Raw genomic sequence first — 16,898 nt, 5'->3', positions numbered from 1 at the left:
GCCCTCGCCGCCGCAGAAGGCGTCGCCATCCCGCAAGAGATCGAAACAGCGCGTTGATGATCTGCAAGCCCTAACTGAACGGCGTTGGTACTAGTCATCGTGAGGACGGTCAGAGGTCGTCGAGCTCGTGCTGGGCCACTGAACTGCGCCGAGCCTGACGAGCTAGCGGGTGATCCGCGTCGATGACGGGCCCTTACCCAGCCGCCAGTCCGACGGCGGCGAGGAGATCGACGAGCCGTTCGAACTGTGGTCGTGACGGCGCCGGAAACCGGTCGGCCGATGGTGGTGACGCGCGCCCGACCAGCGGGCACAGTGGAGCGGTGACGATCGACATCCGCGCTCCCCTGGCCCGCTACGCCGACCGCCTGCACGCCGTGATCGGCGACGGGCACCACGTCGCCTCCCCGCTCGGCGCGTGGCTGCTGCTGGCGCTCGCCGCGCCGGCGACCACCGACGCGACCCGTGCGGCGCTGGAGGAGGCGCTCGGCACCGACGCGAAGACGGCCGCCGAGGCGGCCCGCGTCCTGCTGGAGGCGCCGCACCCGCTGGTGCCGTCGGCGACCGCGTTCTGGCACCGGCCGGGGTCCGTGACCGCCGGGCTCGACGGATGGCGGGCGACCCTGCCCGGGCCGACCGCCACCGGGCCGCTGCCGGAGCAGGCCGGGCTCGACGCGTGGGCCCGCGAGAACACGCTCGACCTCATCGACACGTTCCCGTTGACGGTCACGCCGGAGGTGCTGCTGATCCTGGCCAGCGCCCTGGCCACCCGGGTCTCCTGGATGGACCCGTTCGAGGTGGCGCCCGCCGACGCCCTCGGCCCGGACAGCGCCTGGGCCGGCCGGCTGAGCCGGGCGCTGCGCACCCCGGAGTACGGCCACCGGTGCTGGATCGCGGACACCGCGCGGGCCGGCACCGTCGCCGTGCACGCCGCCGCCGCCCGGCCGGCGCGGACCGCCGACCGCGTAGCCGGGCTGCTGGTGGTCTCGGTCGCCGCCGCGTCCGACGTGCCCGCCGGGGACGTCCTCGCCGCCGCCCACGAGGTCGCGGCGGTCGCCGCCGCCACGCCGGAGGACCACCTGCCGGCGTCCCGGCGTTCCCTGTACGACCTTCCGCTGGGCGACTCTCCGTTGTGGACGCTGCGCGAGGAGCCGGGCGACACGTTCGCGCCGGGCGGCCGGGAGGAGCGGGCGACGGCGGTGCTGCCCTGCTGGTCGGCGGAGAGCCGGCACGGGCTGACGGCACCCGAGCTGGGCTTTCCCGCCGTCGCGCGGGTCTTCGGCGAGCTGCTGGGCGATGCGGGTCTGAGGTTCGAGGTGGCGCAGGCCGCGATGGCCCGCTACGGCCGGTACGGCTTCGAGGCGGCCGCGGTCACCGGCTTCGCCACGCTCGAGTGCCTGCCGCCGCAGGGGACCGTCCGGATCGCCGAGCTGCGCTTCGGCCACCCGTACGCCGTGGTGGCGGTCGCCACCGACGGTCGGGTCGGCGGCAGCGCGGCCGGCCCGTGGGACGGGGTGCCGGTCTTCTCGGCCTGGGTCGCCGACCCCGAGGACGTGCCCGAGGCCGACATCGCCGACCGGTCCGACGGCGATTGAGCCCCCGGGGGCCCGTCAACCGGGCCCCCGGGGAACGACTCACACCCCTGCCGGCACCTTCTCCTCGGCACGCTCGGCGGCACGGGCGGCGAGGCGCTTCTCCCGCTCCTGCGCGCCGATCAGGTCGTCGGGCAGCGAGTCCTCCACCTCGACGTCGAACCGGCGCAGCAGCCGGATCGCGAAGCCGCCGAGGGTGATCAGCACCAGCGCCGCGCCGAAGCAGACGTACGCGAAGCCGATGCCGCGGCCCGGCCCGGTGCCGATCACCGCGCCCACCGACCCGGCGAGCGACCCGCCCGGGGCGAGCATGGGCTCGAACAGGGCGGTCGCGCCGGGGGCGATCAGCGCGAACCCGATCGGCAGGGTCGACCAGGAGATGGTCTGGTTGAGGCTGAACACCCGGCCGTGGAAGCGCTGCGGCACCTTCACCTGGACGATGGTGGCGTAGATCGACTGCGCCGTGGTCATCGCCATCGCCAGCCAGAACGCGCCGACGCAGATCATCGCCACCGAGGCGTCGAGGCCGATCAGCATGCAGCCGACGGCCGTGCCGAGGTTGCCGATCAGCACGCCGATCATGCGCCGGTGCCGGGGGCCGCCCCAGAGCGACATGAGCACGCCGCCGGCGACCGCGCCGAGCGCCTCGGCGAGGGCCACCTGCGCCACCTGCGTCGCGGTGCCGAACGAGAGCACCAGCGGCGTGGTGAGCACCAGGGCGGGCGCCAGGAAGATGTTGCCCAGCGCGAAGTAGCCGAGCATCAACCGGAAGCCCCGGTGCTGCCAGGAGTAGCGCATGCCGTTGGCGATGGCCACCAGCAGCCGCTCCTTGGGCCGCCACCCGAGCAGGTCGGGGAAGCGGACCACGGCCAGGGTCAGCACCGCCACCACGTAGCTCGCCACGTCGATGAGCAGGATGCCCTTGAGCTCGATGGCGGCCAGCAGGCCGGCGGCGAAGACCGGCATCAGCAGCATGGCGAAGCCGTTGGTGAGCTGGGTGATGCCCATCGCGTGGCCGAGGTAGCGCTTCGGCACGAGCTGCGGCACCGCCGACTGGAACGCGATGCGTTGGAACGACCCGGCGACCTGGCTCAACGCCACCAGCAGGTAGATGTTCCACAGCTGGAGGTTGTCGGTCCAGAGCAGCGCGGCCAGCACCAGCTGGATCGAGCCGGCGCTGCTGCTGGCGATCATCATGATCTTCCGGCGGCTGACCCGGTCGGTGATCGCTCCGGCGATGGGCAGCATCAGCACGCCGCAGATCAGGGCGAGCGCCCAGAGCAGCCCGAGGTTGGCCACCGAGCCGGTCTGCGTGAACAGCCAGATCGGCAGGGCGAACGCGGTCAGCGCCGACCCGGTGGTGGAGACCAGCTGCCCTGCGGTGACCGCCACGAACCTGGCCATGGACGGCTTGACCACCGTCTTCTCCGGCCGGTCTTCGACGCCGATGCGCTGGTGGTCGGCGACCCACCAGCCGGCGTCCTCGCCCCGGGCGGCCGGGGTGAGGGCCGAGACGTCGCTGGCCACGACCGCCGGGTGGACCCGGGTGACGATCTCGGCCAGTTCCTCGGCGCGGTACTTCAGGAAGAAGTGCCCGGCCTGGTCGAGCACCACCAGGCCGAGGGTGTCGCTGAGGAACTGCCACTCGGCGTACCGCTCGGTGTGGTAGTCGGTGACCGGGTCCTCCGAGCCGACCACCGAGATGATCGGCACGCGCAGCTTGGCCGCCTGCCGGTCCAGCAGGCCGGTGAAGTACTCCTCCGAGGCCCGGGAGTCGGCCCGCATGTTGCTGATGATCCGGTCCGCCTGCTCCGGATCCAGTTCGTCGGTGTCGACGCCCATCGACTTGAGCCAGCTCGCGTAGTGCCGGTTGCTGCGCAGCTGCTCCATCCGGTTGCGCAGGGTGGCGAACGCGCCCTTCGGGCGGGCGAACGGGAACATCGCCCCGATGTAGAGCGCCTCCAGGTTTCGCCCGGCCGCCTCGACCTTGCGGGCCACCTCGGCGACGATGGCGCTGCCGACGCCGCAGTGGCCGTACAGGGCGATCGGCCCCTCGACGCGTTCCAGGATCTCCTCGGCGACCCGACTGGTCAGCTCGTCGAACGGCAGGCCGTCCTCGCTGAGGCCCACGTCGTGGCCGGGGATGGCGAGGGACCACAGCGCGTGCCCGGCCGGCAGCGCGTCGGCGAGCGGCTGGTAGACGATCGCGCTGCCGCCACCGTAGGGGACGCAGACGTACGACAGCACGCGCTTGGCCGCCGGGATCGGCTTGGTCAGCTCGTAGAGCAGCCGGCGCGGCCCGTCGGCCTCGGCGCTGCCGGACATGAAGGCGGCCAGCTCGCGGATGGTCCGCTGCTGAAACAGGTCCATCACGCCGACCGGCCGGCCGCCGTGCTCCGCCTTGCGGATCTTCGCCACGACCTGGGTCGCGAGCATCGAGTGCCCGCCGAGGTCGAAGAAGTCGTCGTCGATGCCGAGCGTGTCGACGCCGAGCACCTCCGACCAGATCCCGGCCAGCAGCCGCTCGGTGTCGTCGCGCGGCTCCACCAGCGCCACGGACGCCTCGCGGGTGACCACCGGCGCGGGCAGCGCCCGGCGGTCGAGCTTGCCGTTCGGCGACAGCGGCAGCGCGTCGAGGGTGACGAACGCGCTCGGCACCATGTACTCGGGCAGCGTCTCCTTCAGCGCCGACTTCAGCGTGGCGTGCTCCGCCCCGCCGACCACGTACGCGGTCAGCCGCTTGTCGCCGGGGCTGTCCTCGCGGACGATCACCGCCGCCTCGGCCACGCCCGGCTGCTCGCGCAACGCGCTCTCGATCTCGCCCAGTTCGATCCGCAGGCCGCGCAGCTTGACCTGGTGGTCGATACGGCCGAGGAACTCGATGACGCCGCCCGTGCCGCCCGGGGCGGTACGCCAGCGGGCGAGGTCGCCGGTGCGGTACAGCCGCGCCCCGGGCTCGGCGGAGAACGGGTCCGGCACGAACCGCTCGGCGGTCAGCGCCGGCCGGCGGTGGTAGCCGCGGGCCAGCCCGACCCCGCCGATGTGCAGTTCGCCGGCCACCCCGACCGGGCACTCCTCGCCGCGCTCGTCGAGCACGTGCAGCCGCAGGTTCGCGATCGGCCCGCCGATCGGCACGCTGGTCAGCCCGGCCAGCAGGGCCGGGTCGCAGTGCCAGGCGCTGACGTCGATGGCCGCCTCGGTCGGGCCGTACAGGTTGTGCAGCCCGCACCACGGCAGCCGGGCGGTGAAGTCGACCGCCGAGGCCAGCGGCAGTTCCTCGCCCGAGCAGATCACCCGGCGCAGCGCCGTCGCCGCCTCGACGCCGTCCTCGGCGAGGAAGACGGTCAGCATCGACGGGACGAAGTGGGCGGTGGTCACCCGCTCGGCGACCAGCAGGTCGCGCAGGTAGCCGGCGTCCTTGTGCCCGCCGGGCTTGGCGAGCACCAGCCGGGCGCCCTCGCGCAGCGGCCAGAAGAACTCCCACACCGACACGTCGAAGCTGGCCGGGGTCTTCTGCAGCACCGCGTCGTCGGCGCCGAGCCCGTAGGTCTTCTGCATCCAGTCGAGCCGGTTGACGATGCCCCGGTGGGTGTTCGGCACCCCCTTCGGGCGGCCCGTGGAGCCGGAGGTGTAGATGACGTACGCCAGGTGCCCGGGGCCGGCGACCGGCGCGGGATCGTCCGCCGGCTGGTCGGCCCACACCCGCTCGTCGTCGAGGGCGAGGACCGTGGCGCCGGTGTCCGGCAGCACGTCGCGCAGGTGCTCCTGGACCAGCACCACCGGCGCGGCCGCGTCGGTGACCATGAAGGACAGCCGGTCGGCCGGGTACTCCGGGTCGAGCGGGAGGTAGGCCCCGCCAGCCTTGAGCACACCGAGCAGCCCGGCGACCAGCTCCACGGACCGTTCCGCGCAGACCCCGACCAGGGTCTCCGGTCCCACGCCGGCGGCGCGCAGCCGGTGCGCGACCCGGTTGGCGGCGCCGTTTAGCTCGGCGTACGTGACGTTGCGGCCCTCGAAGGTGACGGCCACCGCGTCGGGGGTGCGGGCGGCCCGCTCCTCGATCGGCCCGTGCAGCGTCTGCGCGGCCGGGAAGTCGGCGGCGGTGTCGTTCCATCCCGCCAGCAGGTCCCGCTCGCCGTCGGAGAGCAGGTCCAGCGCGGAGATCGGGGTGTCGGGGGCGGCCACCACCGCGCGCAGCAGCGTGCTGAGCCGCTGCGCCATCCGCTCCACCGTGTCCCGGGTGAACAGGTCGGTGTTGAAGACCAGCTTGCCGTAGAGCCCGTCGAGGATCTCCACCGCGTGGAACTCGAAGTCGAACCGGGTGGCCCGCAGCTCCATCGGCGTCCAGTCGAAGGTGACGTCGGTGGCGTCGGAGACCTCGTTGAACCGGCCGATCTCGTAGTTCTGCAGCACGAACATCGTCTGGAACACCGGGGAGCGGCTCACGTCGCGGGGCAGGCCCAGCTCGTGCACCACCCTGGCGAACGGCACCTCGCCGTGCTCCAGCCCGTCCAGCACGCTGCGCCGGGTGCGCTCCAGCAGCTCGGCGAAGGTCGGGTCGCCGGCCAGCTCGGCCCGCAGCGGCAGCATGTTGATGAACATGCCGACGACGTTCTCCAGCTCCGGCGCGGAGCGGCCGGCCACGGACGCCCCGACGGCGAAGTCGTCCTGGCCGGCGTGCCGGGCCAGCAGCACCTGGTACGCCGCCAGCAGCGTCATGAACAGGGTGCCGCCGTACGAGCGGGTGAGCGCGTTCAGCCCGTCGGCGGCGGCCCGGTCCAGTCGGAACTCGACGAAGTCGCCGGCGTAGGTCTGGGTGGCCGGGCGGGGCAGGTCCAGCGGGAGTTCCAGCGGGGTGATGCCGGCCAGCCGCTGATTCCAGTAGTCGAGGTGTCCGCGGGCCTGCGGCCCGTCCAGCTCCTGGGCCTCCCAGTGGGCGAAGTCGCCGTACTGGATCGGCAGGGCCGGCAGCTCCCCGCCGTGGTAGAGGGTGATCAGGTCCCGCAGCAGCACGTCGACCGACCAGCCGTCGCCGATGATGTGGTGCTTGCCGAGGAACAGCACGTGGTCCTCGTCGGCCAACCGGATCAGCAGGGCGCGCAGCAGCGGGCCCTCGGCCAGGTCGAACGGCTCGGCGGCGGCGGCGTCCACCAGCGCCTGCGCGGCGGCCTCGTCGGGGGCGTCCACGATGGTCAGCGGCACCTCGACGGAGTCCGCGACCACCACGGTGGGCCGGCCGTCGGCGTCGGCCGGGAACCGGGTGCGCAGCGACTCGTGCCGCCGGCTCAGGTCGGCCAGCGCCCGGCGCAGCGCCGCGACGTCCAGCGGCCCACGCACCCGCAGCGGCACCGCGATGTGGTACGCCGCCTCGCCCGGAGCGAGCTGGTCCATGAACCAGACCCGCTCCTGGGCGTACGACAGCGGCACCTCTGCGTCCGGCGGACGCGGGGTGACCCGGGCGGTGGGCGTGGCGGCCTGCCGTTTGCGCAGGCGCTGCCTGATGAGCGCCTGCCGGGCCGCGTCCCGGGCCGGATCCTTCAGGTCGGTCATCAGGGAGTGTCCTTCTCCGCCGCGAGCAGCGCGGCGACCTCGGTTTCGGAGAGCTCGTCGAGTTCGGCGGCGATCCGCTGCTCGATCTGGGCGGCCAGGTCGGCCACCACCGGGGTGCTGAACAGCGCCCGCATCGGCAGGTCCACGTCCACCTCTGCCCGGATCCGGGCCATGGCCCGCATGCCGCGCAGCGAGTTGCCGCCCAGGGCGAAGAAGTCGTCCAGCGCGCCGACCTTGTCCACCTGGAGGATGTCGGCGTACACCTCGGCGACGAGCGCCTCGGCGTCGGTGCGCGGGGCGACGAACGCGTCGGCGGCCGGGGCGGTGGCCGGGGCGGGCAGCGCCGCGGCGTCCAGCTTGCCGTTCGGCGTCAGCGGCAGCGCGTCGAGACGGACGAACGCCGCCGGCACCAGGTGCGCCGGCAACTCCCGGGCCAGGTCGGCCGCGAGCGCCGCCTCGTCGGCCGCGCCGACGACGTAGCCGACCAGCGTCGGCTCGCCGGAGTCGGTGCGCACCACCACGGCCGCCTCGCGGACGTCCGGCCGGGCCAGCAGGGCCGACTCGATCTCGCCCAGCTCGATCCGCATGCCACGGATCTTGACCTGGTTGTCGCGGCGGCCGAGGTAGTCCAGCGTGCCGTCGGCCCGCCAGCGGGCCAGGTCGCCGGTGCGGTACATCCGCTGCCCCGGCGGCCCGTACGGGCAGGGCAGGAAGCGCTCGGCGGTGAGGCCGGGCCGGCGCAGGTAGCCCCGGGCCAGTTGGTCACCGGCGACGTACAGCTCACCGGCCACGCCCGGCGGGACCGGGTTCAGCGCGGCGTCGAGCAGGTACACCCGGGTGTTCCAGGTGGGCCGGCCGATCGACACCGCCCCGGCGGGAAGCTCCTCCCCCGGCGCGACGCGGGCGGCCACGCAGCCAACGGTCGCCTCGGTCGGGCCGTACTCGTTGATCACGGCGACGCCCGGGTGGGCGGCCCGCCAGTCGGCGAGCTGCTCCGCGGTCAGCGCCTCGCCGCCGATGACCAGGTCGGTCGTCGGCGACAGCTCGGCGTCGAGCAGCGGCAGGTGGCTGGGCGTGACCTTGAGGAACGCCGGCCGGTCGCCGACGCGGGCCGCGGCCTCGTCGATGGCGGCGAGCCGGACGGTGCCGCCGGCGGTGAGCGGGCCGAGCAGGCCGGTGACGGTCAGGTCGAACGACACCGGCGAGTGCAGCAGCGCCGTGCCGGCCAACCCCGGGTAGGTGTCCCGGGCCCAGGCCAGGTAGGCGGTGACCGCCCGGTGCTCCACCACCACGCCCTTCGGGCGGCCGGTGGAGCCGGAGGTGTAGAGGACGTACGCGGGGTGCCCGGGACGCAGCGGGGCGACCCGGTCGGCGTCGGTCAGGTCGGCGTCGTCGCCGTCGACCGGGCCGTCGAGCACCAGCGCGCCGGCGGGCACCAGTCCGGCGGTCTCGGGCGTGGCGAGCACGAGCGCCGGCTCGGAGTCCGCCAGCAGGTAGGCGATCCGCCCGGCCGGGTAGCCGGTGTCCACCGGCACGTACGCGGCGCCGGACTTGAGCACCGCGAGGATCGCCACCACCAGCTCCACGGAGCGGGGCAGGGCCAGCGCGACCCGGGCCTCCGGTCCGGCGCCCCGCGCCACCAGGGTGCGCGCGAGCCGGTTCGCGGCGGCGTTCAGCTCGGCGTACGTCAGCGAGACGCCGTCGCGGACCAGGGCGGTGGCGGTCGGGGTGGCCGCCGCCTGCCGCTCGAACTCGGCGACCAGGGTGGTCGGCGGCACCTCGCGGGCGGTGTCGTTCCAGCCCGACAGCACCAGGCTCCGCTCGGCGTCGTCGAGCAGCGGCAGGGCGGAGATCCGCTGCGCCGGGTCGGCGACGGCCGCGGTCAGCAGCCGGACGTACCGGGCGACCACCGCCTCGGCGGTGACCCGGTCGAACAGCGCGGTGCGGTAGACCAGCCGGCTGTCGCCGGTGGTGATGTCGAACGCGAGGTCGTCCTTGGTGGTGCCCAGCGGCACCGGGTCGAGGCCGGAGTCCGGGATGAAGTTCAGCGCGGTCTGGAAGATCGGCTGCACCGACGGGTCCCGCTGCGGGGCGACGGTCTCGACGATCTTCTGGAACGGGGTCGAGCCGTGCTCCATCGCGTCGACCAGCCCGCCGCGCACCCGGCCGAGCAGCTCCGCGAACGTGGGGTCGCCGGTCAACTCGCAGCGCAGCGCAACCGGGTTGACGAACATGCCGATCAGCGGGGTCAGCTCGGCGGTGTCCCGGCCGGCGGTGGAGACGCCCACCACCACGTCGTCGTCGCCGGAGATCCGGGACAGCAACGCGGTGAACGCGGCGAGCAGCACCATGTACGGGGTGGCGGCGGAGCCGGTGGCGAGCTGACCGACCCGGTCGAGCAGGCCCTCGGGCAGGTCGAAGCGCACCTCGTCGCCGGCGAAGCCGAGCTGCGCGGGGCGCGGCCGGTCCAGCGGCAGGGCGGTCACTGGCGGCGCGCCGGCCAGGTGGTTCCGCCAGAACCCGAGCTGCCGGTCCAGCTCCGCGCCGGTGAGCTGGTCGCGCTGCCAGACCGCGAAGTCGGCGTACTGGATGGGCAGCTCGGGCACGTCGGCGGGCGCGCCGGTCAGCGCGGCCCGGCTGAACGCGGCGAGCTCGTCGGTGAACAGCACCGCCGAGTGGCTGTCGAAGACCGCGTGGTGCACCACGAACAGCACCGCGACCTCGTCGTCGGCGAGCCGGACCAGCCGGGCCCGCCACAGCGGCGGCGCGTCCAGCGGGATCGGCGTGCGGGCCAGCCCGCTCAGCAGCGCCGTCACCTTCTCGTCGCGCTCCGGCCCGGTGAGGCCGCGCAGGTCGTCGACCGGCAGCGCGACCGGCTCGACGGCGCGGACCACCTGGGTGAGGCTGCCGTCGTCCATCCGCAGGTGGGTGCGGAGGGACTCGTGCCGGGCGACCACCCGGCCGAACACCTCGTTGGCCTGCTCCGGGGTGATCCCGGCCGGGAAGCGCCACGGGTTGGAGACGTTGTAGACGGGCGAGTCGGTGTCGAGCTGGTTGGCCACCCAGATTCGCTCCTGGGCGTAGGAGGCCGGGAAGGTCCACTCCTTCGCGGTGCTCATGAGATGGCCTCCCGCACGGAGCGCGGGCGCATGTCCGTCCAGACGGTGTCGATGTGCGCGAGGCACTCCTCGCGGGTGCCGGCGAAGCCGGCCTCGTGCCAGCCCGCCGGGAGGTCGCGGTCGGCCGACCAGATCGAGTACTGCTCCTCGTCGTTGTGGACGACCAGGAATCGGGTTTCGGCCATCACTTCTCTCCAGCGCTCTCGGGGGTGTGCGGTTCGGCCATCGCGACAGCGATCTTGCGGGGGCCGGTGAACGGCTCCCGTCCGTGCGCGGCGGTCATGTTGTCGACCACCAGCACGTCGTCGCGCTGGTAGTCGAAGCGGACGCTGGCCGCCCGGTACGCGGCCCGCAGGTGGTCCATGACGTCGGCGGGAATCTCGCCGCCGTCGCCGTAGTAGGTGTTCGACGGCAGCCCCTCGGGGCCGAACATGGCCAGCAGCCCCTCCTGGTAGTCCTTCGGGAGGGTGCTCAGGTGGAAGAACGTGGCGTGGTTGAACCAGCGGGGGGTGTCCGAGCCGGGCCGGTGGTGCACCACGTCGCGGATCGCGCGGGTACGCAGCCCGTCCTTGCCGAGCCACTCCAGCTCGATCCGGTTCGCCGCCGCGTACGCCTCGACCTCGGCGCGGTCGTCGGTGTTGAACACGTGCTGCCACGGGGTGCCGAAGTCGCCGTGGAAGTTGCGCACCAGCATCCAGCGGCGGCGGACGAACTCCTCGCGCACCGCCGGATCGATCTCCGCGTACACCCGGCGCACGTCCGCGAGCGGGGTGGCGCCCTGCGTCTCGGGCGGGGTGATGCAGTAGAAGAACAGCGTCAGCGGCCAGCGGGCCTGGTACGAGTTCTCGTTGTGCAGGAAGATCTCCTCGTCCGGCGGGTAGTCCGTCGAGGTGTAGACGCGGCCGGCGATGGCGTGCCGGGGCGACGAACGTTCGGTGTAGACCAGCGGCTCGCCGGACAGCGCCCGCACCACCCGGTCGAAGCCCTCGACGCCGCCGACGTCGAACCCGCGGAACAGCAGCCCGCCGTGCTCCACGAGGCTCGCGCGCAGTTCCGCGCGGCGGGCGGCGATCAGGTCGGTCAGCTCCCGGCCGTCGTTCTCGACGACCACCGGCAGTGTGGCGATCGTGTCGCTCATTGCTTCCTCACTCCTGTTGTCGCTCGTCGTCACGCGCGGGGCAGCCGCGGGATGCCGGGGGTGGTCGGCGCGGGCGGTTCGTCGGTGGGGGCGGCGGCGGCCCGCATCTCCTCGATCCGCGCCGCGATCCCGGCCACGGTGGGAGTCTCGAAGAGGCTGCGCATCGGCAGCCGCACCCCGGTCGCCTTGCGCATCGCGGCGATCAGCTGCACCGCCACCAGGGAGTTGCCGCCGAGGGCGAAGAAGTCGTCGTCGACGCCGACCTCGGCGACCCCGAGCCCGTCCTGCCAGACCCGGGCGATGGTCATCTCCAACTCGGTGCGGGGCGCGGCCGAGCCGCCGCCGGTGCCGGACGGCGCCGAGGAGGTCGTCTCCGGCTCGTTCTCCAGGCTCTCCGTGGTCACTCGGCCGGCGCGGCTGCGGATGTCCGCCACCGTCCGCGTGGCGATCACGACCTGGGCACCCAGCCCGGCGGTGAGACTGCGCCGGAACGCCTCCACCCCGTCCACCGGCCGGATGTCCTCGGTCGGCCCGGCGGAGGTCGCCGCCGGGTCCGCCTCCGACGCGGCGGCCAGCCCGCCGGTCACCGCGCCCTGGTCGACCCGCCGCAGCACGAAGTCGCTGATGGCGACGAGCTCCCGGCCGTCGGCGTCGCGCAGCGACAGGTCGGCGGCGACCACCTCGGCGGTGGCGCTGTCCCGGTGCCGCAGGTGGCTGTCGAACCGCGCCGGCAGCGACCCGCGCACCACGATCCGCCCGTACGACAGCGGCAGGTAGGTGCCGGAGCCCTGGCCGCGGCCGAACGCGGTCGCCACGTCCAGCAGCGCCGGGTGCAACCCCCACGACGGCAGGTCCCCGACCGCCTCGGCGGGGGCCTCGACGCGGGCCAACTCCTCGCCGTCGCCCAGCACGTGCTCACGCAGCGCCGTCCAGCGCGGCCCGAAAGTCAGCATGCTGGTGCGGCCCCGGCCGAACGACGAGTCGTCGTCGACCCGGCGGCCCGCCACGGCCGGCAGCACCGCCGGCGGGGCCGGCTCGACCGTCCAGCCCGCCGCCCCGCGCACGTGGGTGCGGGACTGGCCGGCGGCGAGGCTGCACACGGCGAAGTCGACGCCTTCGTCGGTGGGGGTCAGCTCCACCCGGTACTGGGCGACGGTGCCGTCGGGCACCGAGAACGGCTCCAGGAACACGACGTCGCGCAGCTCCACGGCGGCGTCCCCGGCCGGGGCGGGCAGCGCGGCCGTCACCGCCGCGCGGACGGACTCCAGGTGGGCGGTGCCCGGCACCACGGGCACCCCGCCGATGCGGTGCTCGTCGAGCAACCAGTGGCTGGTGGCGGAGACGAGGCCGTGCAGCACCGTCCCGTCCGCGCCGGTGACCTTCGTGGTGAGCACCGGGTGGTCCACCGGGCTGGTGACCGTGTCCCGCCCGGCGGCCCGGAAGCCCGCCGGGGAGTTGGTCTCCACGGCCATGCCCACCTCGGCCCAGCCGCCCCAGTTCTGCGACACCACCGGCGCGCGGAAGCCGACCCCGGCCCGGGCGTACGCGTCGAGGAAGTTGTTCGCCGCGCAGTAGTCGACCTGGCCGAAGCCGCCGATCACTGCGGTGATCGAGGAGCAGAGCACCACGAAGTCCAGTGGCAGGTCGCCGAAGACCCGCGCCAACGCGAGGGTGCCGGCGAGCTTCGGCGCGAGCACCCGCTCCGCCTCGGCCCGCTCCTTGATCTCGGCCATGCCGCCGCCGGGCAGGCCGGCCGCGTGCACGATGCCGTCGATGCCGCCGTACGCCCGCTCGGCCTCGGCCCGGACCCGGGCCAGGTCGGCCGGGTCGGTGACGTCGGCGGCGAGCACCAGCACCTCGGCGCCGGCCGCCTCCATCCGGCGGATCGCGGCGATGGCCCGGCCGGCCCGGTCGCCGCCGTGCACGGCCAGGTGGTCGTCCCACTCCTCGCGGGCCGGCAGCCCGGAGCGGGCCAGCAGCACCAGCTTCGCCCGGGCCCGGGTGGCGAAGTCCTCGGCGAGGGTGATGCCGATGCCGCCGAGGCCGCCGGTGATGACGTACCGGCCGCCCTCGCGCAGCGCCCCCGGCTCGCCCTCGGCGTCGACGGTCACCTGCTCGTAGCCGGTCACCCAGCGGCGTCCGCCGCGCAGCGCCACCTCGGGCCGCTCCGGGTCGACCGGGCGGCGCAGCTCGGCCACGAGGGCGCGCTCCCCCGCGTCGGCCGGGCCAGCGTCGACCAGCCGGACGGTCAGGCCGGGCACCTCGGCCGGGAGCACCCGGGCCAGGCCGGCCAGGGTGGCGTGCTCCGGCCGGGTCAGGTCGGCGCCCGTCACGTCGCCGATGCCGGCGGTGACCAGGTCCAGGGTGAACGCCCCCTCCTCGGCGGTCAGGCCGGCGCCCGCCAGGGCCTGCACCAGGTGCAGCGCACTGAAGAAGCCCCGGTCCTGGGCGGCCCAGGTGGCGGCGATGTCGGCGCCGGTCGGCTCGCCGTCGAGGGCGAACGCGTGCACCAGCCGGGTCGGCACGCCGTCCGCGGCGAGGGCCGCGACCAGCGCGTCGTAGTCGTCCCGGACGCCGGGGCGCAGCCGCCAGCCGTCGCCGTCGGCGGCGAAGCCCTCGCCGGGGCGTACGGTCAGCGCCTGCTCTCCCGCCGCCCGCAGCGCCGCGACCAGCGCGTCGCCGCGCGGGCCGTCGGCGAGGACCAGGCAGCGGCCCAGCGGCGCGGTGCGCGGCTCGGGGGCCGCCTGCCGCCAGACCGGCACCGCGAACCACTCGGGCAGGGGCTGGGGCCCCGTCTCGGCCGGCGCGGCGGCGCCCGCCTGCACCGGGTCCGGGTCGACCCAGTAGCGGCGCCGCTCGAACGGGTACGTCGGCAGCGGCACCCGCCGCGCGTCCGGGTCGGAGCCCAGCCGCACCGGCGTGCCGGCGCACCAGAGCGCCGCGGCGGTGCCGAGCAGGGTGGCCAGGTCGCCGGTGGGCTCGCCCGGACCCGGCAGGCTGCCCAGCGGGACGAGCTTGCGCTGCGCCTCGGACGCCTTGGCCACCTGCATCCGGGCCAGGTTCGCCAGCTGGCGGCCCGGGCCGCACTCCACCAGCGACCAGGTGCCCTCGGCGAGCAGGGTGGCCACGCACGCGCCGAAGCGGACCGGCTGGCGCAGGTGCGCCGCCCAGTACGCCGGATCGGTGGCCTGCTGCTCGGTGATCCAGGTGCCGGTCACGTTGGACAGGAACGGGATCGCCGGCGGCCGCAGCGTGACCGTCGCCATCAGGGCGGTGAACTCGGCGAGGATCGGTTCCGTCATCGGCGAGTGGAAGGCGTGCGAGGTGCGCAGCGCCTTGGTCTTGGCGCCGACCGTGTCGGCGAAGGCGGCGACCGCGTCGCTCGGGCCCGCCACCACGCAGGTGCCCGGGCCGTTGACGGTGGCGATGGCCAGCCCCTCGGGCAGCCGCTCGGCGACCACCGACTCGTCCAGCGGCACGGCGAGCATCGACCCCGGCGCTACGGACTGCATCAGCCGGCCCCGGGCGGCGACCACCCGCAGCGCGTCCGGCAGGCTCAGCACCCCGGCCACCGTGGCGGCGACGTACTCGCCGATCGAGTGGCCGATCATCGCGGCCGGCCGCACGCCGGCGGACTGCCAGAGCACGGCCAGGGCGTACTCGACGACGAACAGGGCGGGCTGGGTGTAGCGGGTCTCGGTGAGCTTCTCCCCCGCCTCCGGGTCGCGGCCGAGGATCAGGTCGCGGACGTCCAGGCCCAACTCGGGGCGGAGCAGCTCGGCGCACTCGTCCACCACCGCCGCGAAGCCCGGCTCCTCGGCGTAGAGCTGCGCGCCCATCCCCGCGTACTGGGAGCCCTGGCCGGAGAAGAGGAACGCCGTCCGGGGCGCCGGGCCCTCGACCACGCCGGCCTGCCGGCGGCGCTTGGTGCGCAGCGCGGCGACCGCGTCGGCCAGGTCGGTGGCGACCACGGCGACGCGGTGCGGGTACTGCTGGCGGCCGACGTGCAGGGTGTGCGCGACGTCGGCGAGGTGCTCCGGCCCGCGGTCGGTGGCGGACTCCAGGTGCGCGGCGAGCCGCTGCACGGCCGTGTCCAGCGCGCCGGCGGTCTTCGCCGAGACGTGCAGCAGCTGCGCCGGGCGGACCCGCCGCTCCCGGTACGCGGCCGGCGCCTGCTCCAGCACCACGTGCGCGTTGGTGCCGCCGATGCCGAACGAGCTGACCCCGGCGCGGCGGGGCGTGCCGTCGGTGTCCCACTTGGTCAGCGTGTTCGCCACGTAGAACGGGGTGTCGGCGAACTCGATCGCCGGATTCGGCGTCTCGTAGTTGATGGTCGGCGGGATCAGGCCGTGCTCCATGGCGAGCACCGTCTTGATCACGCTGACGATGCCGGAGGGCTGGCTGAGGTGACCGATGTTGGACTTCACCGAGCCGATGCCGCACCAGCCCCGCTCGTCGGTGTCCTTGGTGTAGACGGCGGAGAGCGCGGCGACCTCGATCGGGTCGCCCATCGCGGTGCCGGTGCCGTGCGCCTCGACGTAGCTGATGGTGCGCGGGTCGACGTCGGCCATCGCGACGGCCTGGGCGATCGCCTCCATCTGCCCGTCGACGCTCGGGGCGGTGAAGCCGACCTTGCCGGCGCCGTCGTTGTTGATCGCGTTGCCGAGCACCACGGCGCGGATCGCGTCGCCGTCGGCGATCGCGTCGGAGAGCCGCTTGAGCAGGGTCACCCCCGCGCCGCTGCCCCAGACCGTGCCGTTCGCGTCCGCGTCGAACGGGCGGCACCGGCCGTCGGGCGAGGTGAAGCCGTCCATGCCCAGGTAGCCGACGTGCGGCAGCTCGATGTTGACGCCGCCCGCGAGGGCCATGTCGCACTCGCCGTTGCGCAGCGCCTCGCAGGCCAGGTGGAACGCGACCAGCGAGGTGGAGCAGGCGGTGTGCACGGTCAGGCTCGGCCCGCGCAGGTCCAGCCGGTACGACACGTTGGTGGCCACGTAGTTCGGGGAGTTGCCGGTGGCCAGCGAGACGGTGCCGTGGAGGTTGCCGCCGACCCGCTTGTTGCGCAGCACGTAGCGGTGCAGGTAGGTGTTGCCGCCGGTGCCGGCGTACACGCCGATCGAGCCGTCGTAGCGGGTCGGGTCGTAGCCGGCGTCCTGCAGCGCGGTGTAGCAGGACTCCAGGAACAGCCGGTGCTGCGGGTCGGTGATCTCCGCCTCGCGGGCGGTCATGCCGAACAGCCCGGCGTCGAACTCGTCGTACCCGTCGACGAGCGGGGCGCGGTTGACCCAGCCCGGGTCGTCGACCTCGTCGGCGGTGGCGCCGCGGGCGAGCTGCTCCTCCCGGGTCAGCTCGGTGGCCGACTCGACCCCGTCGACCAGGTTGCGCCAGAACTCGTTCACGTCGGCCGCGCCGGGCAGGCGGGCGGCCAGCCCGACGATGGCGATCGGTTCGATGCCGTCGCCCTCGGGGAGGTCGGTTGCGGTCGGGTTGCTCATCAGGCTG

General features: G+C 74.4%; 6 protein-coding genes. 1 reads left to right on the top strand and 5 read right to left on the bottom strand.

Features of this window, described 5'->3' with window-relative positions; all coding sequences use genetic code 11:
* The first annotated feature begins 320 nt into the window (after window positions 1-320).
* Window positions 321-1,592, top strand: coding sequence for a hypothetical protein (locus tag AB0G14_RS13380; RefSeq protein WP_357696921.1), 1,272 nt, complete (start codon window positions 321-323; stop codon window positions 1,590-1,592).
* 39 nt (window positions 1,593-1,631) lie between these two features.
* Here AB0G14_RS13380 and AB0G14_RS13375 read toward each other — a convergent pair whose 3' ends face one another.
* From AB0G14_RS13375 to AB0G14_RS13355, 5 genes are read right to left on the bottom strand one after another with little or no spacing between them, the layout of a single operon-like run.
* Window positions 1,632-7,139, bottom strand: coding sequence for an amino acid adenylation domain-containing protein (locus tag AB0G14_RS13375; RefSeq protein WP_357696919.1), 5,508 nt, complete (start codon window positions 7,137-7,139; stop codon window positions 1,632-1,634).
* The gene (locus tag AB0G14_RS13370; protein WP_357696917.1) at window positions 7,139-10,258 is read right to left on the bottom strand and encodes an amino acid adenylation domain-containing protein; all 3,120 of its coding nucleotides are present in this window, start codon (window positions 10,256-10,258) and stop codon (window positions 7,139-7,141) included. Before AB0G14_RS13370 ends, AB0G14_RS13375 begins: the two co-directional genes overlap by 1 nt.
* Window positions 10,255-10,443, bottom strand: coding sequence for an MbtH family protein (locus AB0G14_RS13365; protein WP_357696915.1), 189 nt, complete (start codon window positions 10,441-10,443; stop codon window positions 10,255-10,257). The genes AB0G14_RS13370 and AB0G14_RS13365 overlap by 4 nt, the downstream gene beginning before the upstream one ends.
* The gene (locus tag AB0G14_RS13360) at window positions 10,443-11,396 is read right to left on the bottom strand and encodes a TauD/TfdA family dioxygenase (protein WP_357696913.1); all 954 of its coding nucleotides are present in this window, start codon (window positions 11,394-11,396) and stop codon (window positions 10,443-10,445) included. Before AB0G14_RS13360 ends, AB0G14_RS13365 begins: the two co-directional genes overlap by 1 nt.
* A 29-nt stretch (window positions 11,397-11,425) precedes the next feature.
* The gene (locus tag AB0G14_RS13355) at window positions 11,426-16,891 is read right to left on the bottom strand and encodes an SDR family NAD(P)-dependent oxidoreductase (protein WP_357696911.1); all 5,466 of its coding nucleotides are present in this window, start codon (window positions 16,889-16,891) and stop codon (window positions 11,426-11,428) included.
* Between the last annotated feature and the right edge of the window lie 7 nt (window positions 16,892-16,898).

The organism is Micromonospora sp. NPDC023814, from assembly GCF_040639595.1.
Classification (GTDB): domain Bacteria; phylum Actinomycetota; class Actinomycetes; order Mycobacteriales; family Micromonosporaceae; genus Micromonospora.
The sequence above is the reverse complement of the archived record's forward strand: the minus strand, read 5'-3'. Positions and strand labels throughout refer to the sequence as shown.

What these genes read in the sequence shown, in the direction of transcription:
- AB0G14_RS13375 (WP_357696919.1), bottom strand. Translation starts at nt 7,139, where the DNA reads ATGACCGACCTGAAGGATCCGGCCCGGGACGCGGCCCGGCAGGCGCTC.
- AB0G14_RS13370 (WP_357696917.1), bottom strand. Translation starts at nt 10,258, where the DNA reads ATGAGCACCGCGAAGGAGTGGACCTTCCCGGCCTCCTACGCCCAGGAG.
- AB0G14_RS13365 (WP_357696915.1), bottom strand. Translation starts at nt 10,443, where the DNA reads ATGGCCGAAACCCGATTCCTGGTCGTCCACAACGACGAGGAGCAGTAC.
- AB0G14_RS13360 (WP_357696913.1), bottom strand. Translation starts at nt 11,396, where the DNA reads ATGAGCGACACGATCGCCACACTGCCGGTGGTCGTCGAGAACGACGGC.
- AB0G14_RS13355 (WP_357696911.1), bottom strand. Translation starts at nt 16,891, where the DNA reads ATGAGCAACCCGACCGCAACCGACCTCCCCGAGGGCGACGGCATCGAA.